10 protein-coding genes are annotated in these 10319 nt (G+C 41.4%); 8 read left to right on the top strand and 2 right to left on the bottom strand.

The genetic code is table 11. The features are described 5' to 3' along the window. Nucleotides 1-370, bottom strand: a 370-nt coding sequence (locus tag NWP22_RS06070; protein ID WP_280801626.1) for a hypothetical protein, incomplete at its 3' end; no start/stop codon positions are given. Next, a complete protein-coding gene (locus NWP22_RS06065) occupies nucleotides 324-599 on the bottom strand; it encodes a DUF7219 family protein (RefSeq protein WP_271732247.1) in 276 nt (91 codons plus the stop codon). The genes NWP22_RS06065 and NWP22_RS06070, both read right to left, overlap by 47 nt. 649 nt (nucleotides 600-1248) lie before the next feature. On the opposite strand from NWP22_RS06065, the gene purC reads away from it, so the two are divergent. The 8 genes from purC to NWP22_RS06025 all read left to right on the top strand — a co-directional run bounded on the left by purC (nucleotide 1249) and on the right by NWP22_RS06025 (nucleotide 10284). Then, on the top strand, nucleotides 1249-1986 hold the full coding sequence (gene purC / locus NWP22_RS06060; RefSeq protein ID WP_271732246.1) for a phosphoribosylaminoimidazolesuccinocarboxamide synthase: 738 nt from the start codon (nucleotides 1249-1251) through the stop codon (nucleotides 1984-1986). A 172-nt stretch (nucleotides 1987-2158) separates the two neighbouring features. Beyond that, nucleotides 2159-4315 carry a BamA/TamA family outer membrane protein gene (locus NWP22_RS06055; RefSeq protein WP_280801625.1) on the top strand — a complete coding sequence of 719 codons (2157 nt, stop codon included), beginning with the start codon at nucleotides 2159-2161 and terminating at the stop codon, nucleotides 4313-4315. A 93-nt stretch (nucleotides 4316-4408) separates the two neighbouring features. Further along, nucleotides 4409-5245 (top strand): UDP-3-O-acyl-N-acetylglucosamine deacetylase, encoded by an 837-nt coding sequence (gene lpxC / locus NWP22_RS06050; RefSeq protein WP_280791514.1) that lies wholly within the window; start codon nucleotides 4409-4411, stop codon nucleotides 5243-5245. A 60-nt stretch (nucleotides 5246-5305) separates the two neighbouring features. Beyond that, complete coding sequence (fabZ, locus tag NWP22_RS06045; RefSeq protein WP_280791515.1) at nucleotides 5306-5815, top strand: 3-hydroxyacyl-ACP dehydratase FabZ; 510 nt, start codon at nucleotides 5306-5308, stop codon at nucleotides 5813-5815. 187 nt (nucleotides 5816-6002) lie between these two features. After that, nucleotides 6003-6821 carry an acyl-ACP--UDP-N-acetylglucosamine O-acyltransferase gene (gene lpxA / locus NWP22_RS06040; protein ID WP_271732242.1) on the top strand — a complete coding sequence of 273 codons (819 nt, stop codon included), beginning with the start codon at nucleotides 6003-6005 and terminating at the stop codon, nucleotides 6819-6821. Between the two features lie 172 nt (nucleotides 6822-6993). Further along, nucleotides 6994-8157: a lipid-A-disaccharide synthase gene (lpxB, locus tag NWP22_RS06035; protein ID WP_280791516.1), complete on the top strand. Its 1164-nt coding sequence runs from the start codon at nucleotides 6994-6996 to the stop codon at nucleotides 8155-8157. Nucleotides 8158-8177: 20 nt separating this feature from the next. After that, the gene (locus NWP22_RS06030) at nucleotides 8178-9455 is read left to right on the top strand and encodes a DNA cytosine methyltransferase (protein ID WP_280801624.1); all 1278 of its coding nucleotides are present in this window, start codon (nucleotides 8178-8180) and stop codon (nucleotides 9453-9455) included. Between the two features lie 40 nt (nucleotides 9456-9495). Next, nucleotides 9496-10284 (top strand): hypothetical protein, encoded by a 789-nt coding sequence (locus tag NWP22_RS06025; protein ID WP_271732236.1) that lies wholly within the window; start codon nucleotides 9496-9498, stop codon nucleotides 10282-10284. Nucleotides 10285-10319: the final 35 nt, after the last annotated feature.

The raw sequence follows: 10319 nt of genomic DNA, 5'->3' as shown, positions 1-10319 counted from the left end.
GGAAGATTTTATCCGGACAATGGTCTTTTAAGGGGCTATTTTTCTTACTAAGAATACAGACTTTGTACTGTTTTTCTCCCTTGTCACCTAGTCCACCTTGTCCACCTTGTCTTGTCCTTGTCAGGGGAGGGGACTGGATTTTATTGTTTTTTGTGTGTTCCCCAATCCTTCCCAATCCTTCCCAATCCTTCCTATTCCCTGTTCGATGTGTTCCCTGTTCCCTAAGATAAAAATTACCTGTTGAAAATTTATCAAACATCCTCTTAGAGACTATGGCATAGGACTTTTGAGTTTTGCTATATAAACCTGCTATTTGTACTCCTTCAGCTTGTAGTTTCCCCATCATCATTTTGAAAGGGACTTTTGCCAATTTGCAGTTGTTTTTTCGTTTTTTTCAGTTGTTTCCATAAAGCTTTGATTTGTTCGTAAGCTTCTTCTGGGGTGAGCTTTCCACCAGTCTCTAAATTACAGATATAACTGATACGTTGAGCAAATTCCTGCAAATTTGCATTAAAAACCAAATTTTCCGGCTTGACATGACCATAGTAGCGTCCACGAGGATAGAGAAAATCATCTTTGTTCATTATTTTTTTCTCCATTTTTGTTGTGTTTATTTTCCATCAATAAATTCTCGAACTGTATCCCACGCAACTTTTTTTATTCTTGTCTTCTTTGTCTAAAATCATGGGTTTTTTTGTACTTGAAAGTTTTTAATATAACTAAATAATTAACTACCCTCAATTTTTTTCTCAGACCCAATTAGTTTACATTAAGACTTTAATCATACCGGGGTGAGACAAGAAATGGTTAATTATGATTGGGAATTTCAAACATTAAGTCAAACCTCAAACCTTTGACAAAAAGCTGTATAAACAATTTACAGAACATTTTGTGTAAGTGAGATACAGTAGGGCGACATGATTCCTACCCTACGGGAGTTTTAAGATTAATACTCGCACCTCATTTACCTGTAATCTGCTGTATTTACTTAATTGGCAAAATATGATAGTTTTATAGTCTGATTGTTGAGAACTTATTTCATTAAATTATCATTAAATGATAAACTAGATTTTGTCAATTGATTACATATTTTATCCTTGATCACCTTTTTTCAGGTGTATGTGCTTGATATCAGCTAACCAACTATAGCTAACTCAGCACCAATGGCGGATATTGAAGCACAAAAGATAAAATAGTTAAGCCTAAAAGGTCGAAAACTACCCACAGCGTACAAATTTATCTCATATCATGTCTGTTTATCCCCAGTTATACGAAGGCAAAGCTAAAATTCTCTATGCAACGGACGAGCCAGAAGTCCTGTTAGCTGATTTCAAAGATGATGCCACGGCTTTTAATGCCCAGAAACGTGGCAGTATTATCAACAAGGGAAAAATTAACTGTAGCATTTCTAGCCGGCTATTTCAGCACTTAGAAACACAAGGTATAAAAACACACTATATTGACAGTCCTCAACCGCATCAAATGCGAGTCAAGGCTGTGAAGATTGTGCCACTAGAAGTAGTGGTGAGAAATATTGCCGCAGGAAGTCTGTGTCAGCAAACAGGATTACCAATAGGTACAGTGCTCAAACAACCTTTAGTGGAATTTTATTACAAAAATGACCAGTTGGGAGATCCACTGTTAACACGCGATCGCCTATTCCTCTTAAAACTAGCAACACCGGAACAAGTAGAGACAATTCACAATCTAGCATTGCAAGTCAACGAATTTCTCCGGGGCTTTTGGCAGCAGTGCGGCATTACCCTAGTAGACTTCAAACTAGAATTTGGTTTGGACTCAAAACAGCAGATACTCTTGGCAGATGAAATCAGCCCGGATACCTGCCGTTTATGGAACACAGGCGAAGCAGATCCTAACTTGAGGGTGATGGATAAAGACCGTTTCCGTCGGGATTTGGGAAATGTAGAAAATGCTTACCAGGAGGTATTAGAAAGAGTGCTAAAAGCAGTAGAAACTAAAACTTGAAATGGTCAAAAGCAAAAAGTCAGAATCAATAGTTTTTGACTGATGCTTTGTGAACCATCAGTAAATAGGCAATAGGAAGCAACTTGATTTGCACCTGGGGTCTTGTGCATAAGAGTAATGGTGTGTGGATGTGATAGCTTGCGTGGCGTAGCCATAGAGGAATTGAAAGAACATGCGTTTATCTCCGGTATGGATGGCATTTGTAGCAGTTGCAGCGCCACTAGGCATCTGTGAGAGTGCAAATGCCCAAAGTATTAATAATTCAGAACAGACAACAGAGGTTTTTAGTCCTGGGTTCAATCAGCAGTCAGCAATTGAAACCAAAAATCAGTCTTTGTTCACGGTTACCCCCGTGAAATCATCGCAGAAGACAACAGCAGAAGTAATTGTCCCCACCTTAACAAGCCTGAAAGTTGATTCGGTTCCGGAAATTGCCCCCCCAGTGCTCACGGCTCAAACTACTCCCGATGGAGAAAATTCCAGTACTCCAAGCTCAGAACCTCGAGTACTGGTATCAGAAGTAGTTGTCAGATCAGAAAAGGGACAACTAACACCGGAACTAGAAAGGCAAGTTTACAGCGTCATTCGTACTCAACCAGGTCGCACAACAACCAGATCTGAACTGCAAGAAGATATTAATGCCATCTTTGCCACTGGGTTCTTTGCCAACGTTGAAGCAGTGCCAGAAGATACAGCTATTGGCGTACGGGTAAGCTTTATTGTCCAACTTAACCCCGTCCTCACCAAAGTACAAGTGCAAGCTAATCCGGGAACTGATGTTCCCTCGGTACTAGCTCCCGGTACTGTGGATGCAGTCTTTGGTGAGCAATATGGTCAAGTCCTCAACCTGAGACAATTCCAAGCAGGTATCCAGCAGTTAACTAAAAAGTACCAAGAACAAGGTTACGTATTAGCCAACCTCATTGGCTCACCACAAATTTCGGAAACCGGCCTTGTCACCCTACAAATAGCCGAAGGGGTGGTAGAAAATATTCAGGTCCGCTTCCAGGATCGCGAAGGTCGGGAGGTAGATGAAAACGGAGAACCAATTCAGGGACGAACCCAAGAATATATAATTACCCGAGAAATGCAGTTAAGTCCAGGAGAAGTATTTAACCGGGACATAGTACAAACAGACCTCCAGAGGGTATTTGGACTGGGGCTATTTGAAGATGTCAACATATCTCTTGACCCTGGTACTGACCCGAGTCAGGTAAAAGTAGTAGTGAACGTAGCCGAACGTACTAGTGGGTCTATTGCAGCTGGAGCCGGGTTTAGTTCTGCCAGTGGATTATTTGGGACTGTAAGCTATCAGCAGCAAAACCTAGGAGGAAGAAACCAAAACCTAGGAGCCGAAGTACAGATCGGACAACGGGAGCTGCTTTTTGATCTGCGGTTTACAGACCCCTGGATTGCCGGTGACCCCTATAGAACTTCTTATACAACAAATATTTTTCGCCGCAGTTCCGTTTCCTTAATTTTTGACGGCAAAGATGAGAATATAAGAACATTTCAACTAGGTGAAACCGACGGCGATCGCCCTCGTGTTCTCAGATTAGGTGGTGGTATTAATTTTAACCGTCCATTATCTCCCAATCCCTATGAAAGATCAGAATGGAGTGCTTCAGCCGGATTGCAGTATCAACGAATTTCCACCCGTGATGCTGATGGTAATATCAGACCGCAAGGAGCAGTATTCGAGGATGGAGTGCCCACAGAAACAGTTCCTCTAAGCCTCTCAGGGGGAGGTGAAGATGACTTAGTGTTATTACAACTAGGCGCACAGCGCGACCTGCGTAATAACCAATTGCAACCAACAGCAGGTTCTTTGCTACGCTTTGGTGTGGATCAGTCCGTACCAGTGGGACTAGGTAGCATTTTTCTAACCAGACTCCGGGGTAACTATAGTCAATACTTACCTGTGAGGTTGACCAACTTCGCACCGGGGGCGCAAACCCTAGCCTTTAACGTGCAAGGCGGAACAATTCTGGGTGACTTACCGCCCTATGAAGCTTTTACCCTAGGCGGTAGCAACTCTGTGCGGGGTTACGAAGAAGGAGCCTTAACCAGTGGACGCAGTTATGTCCAAGCCTCTGTTGAGTATCGCTTCCCTGTATTCTCAGTGGTTAACGGCGCACTGTTTGTTGATGTCGGTAGTGACTTAGGAACCACAACTCAGGCGGCTAACGTCCTCAACAAAAACGGTAGTGGCTACGGTTACGGTTTGGGTGTGCGTGTACAATCGCCACTAGGCCCCATTCGGATTGACTACGGCATTAACGATGACGGCGATAGTCGCATCAATTTTGGTATTGGTGAAAGGTTTTAACGGCACTTGCTAATTTTGGCATTTGCCTCAATACTATTCCGATAAGGGGTCATCACCGAAACTGCAAATGAATCACATATTAACTTTTAGCTCATGGAACAACACACCATAGCAGGAGAAATCACTCAAACTGGAGTGGGACTGCATAGTGGTGTGAGTACCCATGTGCGCATATTCCCAGCTCCATCTGGGAGTGGGCGGTACTTTGTGCGGGTGGATTTGCCAGATTTACCAATCATTCCGGCTCAAGTTACCGCCGTCAGTCAAACTCTGCTCTCTACTCAATTGGGCCAAGGTGAAGCTGGCGTGCGCACAGTGGAGCACTTATTAGCAGCCCTGGCCGGTATGGGTGTCGATAACGCCCGCATTGAAATTGATGGACCAGAAGTACCACTATTAGACGGTTCAGCACAGGTTTGGACTGACAGTATTACTCAAGTTGGCTTAGTGTCGCAACCAACTAGTAAACCAGTTCCCTTGGTGGTGAAACAGCCCATCTGGATTTATGAAAATGATGCTTTTGCGTGCGCCCTTCCAGCATCAATAACCCGTTTTAGTTACGAGATTGATTTTGAACTGTCGGCTATTGGCAACCAATGGTACAGTTGGTCATTGAGTGACAACTTTGTGGCGGAAATTGCTCCGGCTCGTACTTTTGGGTTACTACACCAAATTGAATACTTACAGAAAACCGGGTTAATTAAGGGTGGTAGCTTGGATAACGCCCTTGTTTGTGGGTCAGAAGGTTGGGTAAATCCACCACTCAGGTTTGAAAATGAACCAGTTCGTCATAAAATATTAGATTTAGTAGGAGATTTGAGTTTATTGGGAAATTTTCCTCAAGCTCATTTCTTAGCATATAAAGCCAGCCACAATTTACACATTCAACTGGCTCGGAAAATTTTAGAACAGGAATCGGGTAAAATCTAAAATCTCAGGTTTTCACCCATGACTACTTAATTCATTAATTACAAATTCAACACAGCGCTAATGGCAATTGTCACCCCAGTGAATAGTCCCGATACTACTGCACCTACATCTACCCCAGAAAAAAGTACTGAAATTAAAACCACATTTTCATCTGAAGAAATTCAGAAATTGCTACCCCACCGTTACCCATTCCTATTGGTAGATAAAATCATTGACTATGTTCCCGAAAAACTGGCTGTAGGCGTTAAAAATGTCACTGTCAATGAACCACAGTTCCAGGGACATTTCCCAGAACGTCCCCTGATGCCTGGAGTGCTGATTGTTGAAGCAATGGCACAGGTTGGGGGTATTATTCTTAAGCAATTACCAGGGTTTGAGGAGGGACTATTTGTGTTTGCTGGTATCGATAAAGTGCGATTCCGCCGCCAGGTAGTTCCGGGAGATCAGCTAGTGATGACAGTAGAACTATTGTGGATAAAACAACGTCGTTTCGCTAAAGTACAAGCCCGTGCAGAGGTTGACGGTCAACTTGCTACTGAAGGCGAATTAATGTTTTCTCGAATTAACTAATAAGCTGTCGAGTGGGTAAAGCCGTGGTTGACTCTTAAGCTCGACTTCCATAAATAACAAAACATCATCCAGTCTAGATTTTCGTTGCTCTTACACACAACTTGCTTTGCTCGACACTTTTGGCCACTGATTGTATAAACGCCATTAATCGCGTTTCTACACTTAAAAAAGTTCTGGAGATTCACCCTTGAAAACGCTTATTCATCCCACTGCTGTAATTCATCCTCAATCGGAACTTCACCCAACAGTGCAAGTCGGTGCCTATGCTGTGATTGGAGCTAATGTCAAAGTCGGCATGGAAACAATTATTGGCCCTCATGTCGTGCTAGAAGGTCCTTGTGAGATTGGAGCGCGAAATCAGATTTTTCCCGGTGCTGCTATTGGTATGGAACCCCAGGATCTCAAGTTTGTTGGCGAACCAACTTGGGTGAAAATTGGTGACAATAACTTAATTCGTGAATATGTCACTATTAACCGTGCTACTGGGGCGGGTGAGGCTACGGTGATTGGCAATAATAACCTGTTAATGGCTTACGTACACGTTGCTCATAACTGCATAATTGAAGACCACGTGATTATTCCTAACTCCGTGGCCTTGGCGGGTCACGTCCATATAGAGTCACGCGCCAGGTTGGGCGGAGTTTTAGGGGTGCATCAATTTGTACATATTGGTCAACACGCAATGGTCGGGGGAATGGCACGTATTGACCGCGATGTGCCTCCTTATATGTTGGTGGAGGGAAATCCCGCACGGGTGAGAACTCTGAATCTAGTAGGGTTAAAACGTTCTGGGATGAGTTCTGAGGATTTACAAGTTTTGAAAAAGGCTTTTCGGCTTCTCTATCGCTCTGGCTTAAGTTTTAAGGAGGCTTTAGAAGCACTCGAACAACTCGGAGACAGTGAACAACTGCAATCCCTGCGTCGTTTTCTCCTACTTTCTCAAATGTCTGGAAGACGTGGGTTAATTCCGGGAAGGAAAAAAACCAGCCCCCATGATGACTCTTGAATTTATACAGCTTTTATTGGGGTGAGATGGACAAGAACGGGCATCATTCCCACCCCGGAATAGTTTTATCATTCACTGTAGTGCCTATATTCGTTAAATATACTGTATTTTATCAGTATAATGTAACTACTTATTTATCCGTTGTTAAATATGAATTTTTATTAATTATCAAATGCGTATATTTATCAGCACAGGGGAAGTATCTGGGGATTTGCAAGGCTCATTGCTGATTCAGGCAATTAAGCGTCAATCCGCTGGTTTAAAATTAGAAATTGTGGCTCTGGGTGGGGAAAAAATGGCAGCCCAGGGCGCTACTATTTTGGGGAAAACTAGTGGTATTGGTTCTATGGGTTTGGTGGAATCTTTGCCTTATATTTTCCCTACTATTAGGGTACAACGTCAGGCGATCGCTTTTTTGCAACAATACCCCCCTGATTTAGTCATACTAATTGATTATATGGGACCTAATCTGGGCATTGGTACTTATATGCAAAAGCATTTACCACAGATACCAGTGGTTTATTACATCGCTCCCCAAGAGTGGGTCTGGTCTATTGGTTTACGTAATACATCCCGTATTGTCAGCTTTACAGATAAACTCTTGGCTATCTTCCCAGAAGAAGCCCGTTATTTTCGCGAGAATGGCGCACAAGTGCAGTGGGTTGGTCACCCCCTAGTTGACAGAATGCAAGATGCACCCAGTCGCTCAGTAGCTCGGGCTAAATTGCAAATTCCACCCGCACAAAAGGCGATCGCACTCCTCCCAGCTTCTCGTCATCAAGAGTTAAAATACCTCTTACCAGTAATTTTTCAAGCTGCTCAAACTATTCAAGCTCAATTACCATTCGTCCATTTTTGGATTCCCCTATCTCTGGAAGCTTACAGACAACCCATAGAAACAGCTATTCAACGTTATGGTTTACGGGCGACAATTCTGTGCGAGCAACAAAAAGAACTATTTGCCGCCGCTGATCTGGCTATCACTAAATCTGGTACGGTTAACCTAGAACTGGCTTTATTAAATGTGCCCCAAGTTGTGGTTTATCGCCTCAACCCCTTGACTGTTTGGATTGCTCGCAACATTCTTAAAGGTTCTATACCTTTTGCTTCACCAGTTAATTTAGTGGTGATGAAGCCCATTGTACCAGAATTCCTACAAGAACAAGCGACACCGGAAAATATTCTCCAAGCATCCATGGAATTACTCTTAAATCCTGAGCGCCGACAGCAAACTTTCGCAGATTATACCCAAATGCGTCAGCTGTTGGGGGAGGTAGGTGTATGCGATCGCGCTGCTGCAGAGATTTTGCAAATGTTACCAGGTATTGGAAAGTAGGAAATAATCACTAGAAGCAGATGAAACAAAACCGCCCTATTGCTGTGGATTTATTTGCTGGTGCTGGGGGGATGACCCTCGGTTTTGAACAAGCTGGCTTTGATGTATTAGCATCTGTAGAAATCGACCCTATCCACTGTGCAACCCACGAGTTTAATTTTCCTTTTTGGACTGTTTTATGTCAGCCTGTTGAAGAAACTACCAGTCAACATATTAGACAAAATTCGGCTATTGGTAATCAAGAAATTGATGTCGTCTTTGGTGGTCCGCCCTGTCAGGGATTCTCATTAATAGGTAAACGTTCTTTTCAAGACCCTAGAAATTCCTTGGTATTTCATTATATTAGATTAGTATTAGCACTCCAGCCCAAGTTTTTTGTCATGGAAAATGTCAAAGGAATGACTGCGGGAAAACATCAAGAATTTATTGCACAAATTATTAATGAATTTGAGATTAATGGTTATCAAGTTAAACAAAAATATCAGGTTTTAAATTCTGCTCATTTTGGAGTTCCCCAAAATCGCGAACGGTTATTTATTCTCGGTTGTCGTCATGATTTAGAATTACCAAATTATCCAGACACCATTACTCAACCAGCTAAACAAAAGAAATCAGGATTCTCTCATCAATTAAACTTAAGTCCGACAGTTTGGGAAGCATTGCAAGATTTACCAGAGATTGAAAAATATGATGAATTGTATCAACGTGATTGGGTAGTTGCAGAGTTGGGAAAGCCGAGTGATTACGGTCTATTACTGCGTGGTTTAAATTCGGCAAATAATGACTATGGATATCAACGTCACTATGACTCTACCATCTTGACCTCCAGTTTAAGAACAAGGCATAGTTTAGAGTCTATGACCAGATTTGCAGCTACACTTCCTGGTACAACCGAAAAAATTAGCCGCTTCTATAAACTTCACCCCCAAGGTATTTGTAATACTCTCAGAGCAGGTACACCTAGTAATCGCGGAGCTTTTACCTCCCCTAGACCTATACATCCGTTTATACCCAGATGTATTACTGTGCGGGAAGCAGCGCGGTTACATTCTTATCCTGATTGGTTTAGGTTTCATTGCACAAAATGGCACGGATTTAGACAGATAGGTAATTCTGTTCCTCCTTTATTAGCTAAAGCTGTAGGGTTAGAAATTATTAAATGTTTAGACTTAAAGTTAGATAAACCCACAAAAATACAAGATTTGGGAGATGAAAGTTTACTGAATTTGGATATGACAGCAGCAGCTAAATACTTTAACGTTAACCCGCATATTATACAACCTAGATTTAGAAAATGAAATATAAATCAGCAGTCTTACACAACAATTATAATAAGTTATGAGTAAAGAAGGTATATATAACTCTATAGTTACTGGCATCTTTAATCGATATTACCAACCCGGTTTAGATAAATTTGAATTTAACCGTGAAGAGCTTACAGAAATAGCTAATGAATTAGCTATTAAACCTCCTAAAAATCTCGGCGATATTCTTTATTCCTATCGATATAGAAGACCACTTCCCAAATCTATAACAGATACAGCACCATCCGGAATGGAGTGGATTATAGAGTCAAAAGGTACTAGTATTTATAGGTTTCAACTTGTGCAAATTAACAGAATTATTCCTAATTCAAATCTCAGACAAATTAAAATACCTGATGCTACACCCGAAATAATTAATAAATATATGTCAGGTGATGAGCAAGCTCTTTTAACCAAAATACGTTACAATCGTTTAGTGGATATATTCTTGGGAATTACAGCTTACTCTTTACAAAACCACTTAAGGACTACGGTTACAGGAATAGGTCAAATAGAAATTGATGAAATTTATGTAGCTGTAAATTGTCATGGTACACAGTTTATTATACCTGTGCAAGCTAAAGCAGGTAATGATCAGCTTGGTGTTGTTCAAACAAAACAAGATATTGGCTATTGTAATGAAAAATTTCCTGAGCTAAGTCGTTCCATATCAGCACAATTTATGGATAGCAATTTAATTGCCATGTTTGAACTAGCAATAGAGGAAAGTGAAGTAAAAATCGTTCAAGAAAAACATTATAAACTAGTTCCTGCTAATCATATTTCTACAGTAGATTTGCAAAATTATCGCAATTGCGAATAAATTATACTACACTTTATTTCTGTAAAGGCAAATTA

Origin of the sequence: Anabaenopsis tanganyikae CS-531, from assembly GCF_029891675.1 — a bacterium.
GTDB lineage: Bacteria > Cyanobacteriota > Cyanobacteriia > Cyanobacteriales > Nostocaceae > Anabaenopsis > Anabaenopsis arnoldii.
This window is presented reverse-complemented; position numbering and strand designations above follow the sequence as displayed.

What these genes read in the sequence shown, in the direction of transcription:
- NWP22_RS06065 (WP_271732247.1), bottom strand. Translation starts at nt 599, where the DNA reads ATGGAGAAAAAAATAATGAACAAAGATGATTTTCTCTATCCTCGTGGA.
- purC (WP_271732246.1), top strand. Translation starts at nt 1,249, where the DNA reads ATGTCTGTTTATCCCCAGTTATACGAAGGCAAAGCTAAAATTCTCTAT.
- NWP22_RS06055 (WP_280801625.1), top strand. Translation starts at nt 2,159, where the DNA reads ATGCGTTTATCTCCGGTATGGATGGCATTTGTAGCAGTTGCAGCGCCA.
- lpxC (WP_280791514.1), top strand. Translation starts at nt 4,409, where the DNA reads ATGGAACAACACACCATAGCAGGAGAAATCACTCAAACTGGAGTGGGA.
- fabZ (WP_280791515.1), top strand. Translation starts at nt 5,306, where the DNA reads ATGGCAATTGTCACCCCAGTGAATAGTCCCGATACTACTGCACCTACA.
- lpxB (WP_280791516.1), top strand. Translation starts at nt 6,994, where the DNA reads ATGCGTATATTTATCAGCACAGGGGAAGTATCTGGGGATTTGCAAGGC.
- NWP22_RS06030 (WP_280801624.1), top strand. Translation starts at nt 8,178, where the DNA reads ATGAAACAAAACCGCCCTATTGCTGTGGATTTATTTGCTGGTGCTGGG.
- NWP22_RS06025 (WP_271732236.1), top strand. Translation starts at nt 9,496, where the DNA reads ATGAGTAAAGAAGGTATATATAACTCTATAGTTACTGGCATCTTTAAT.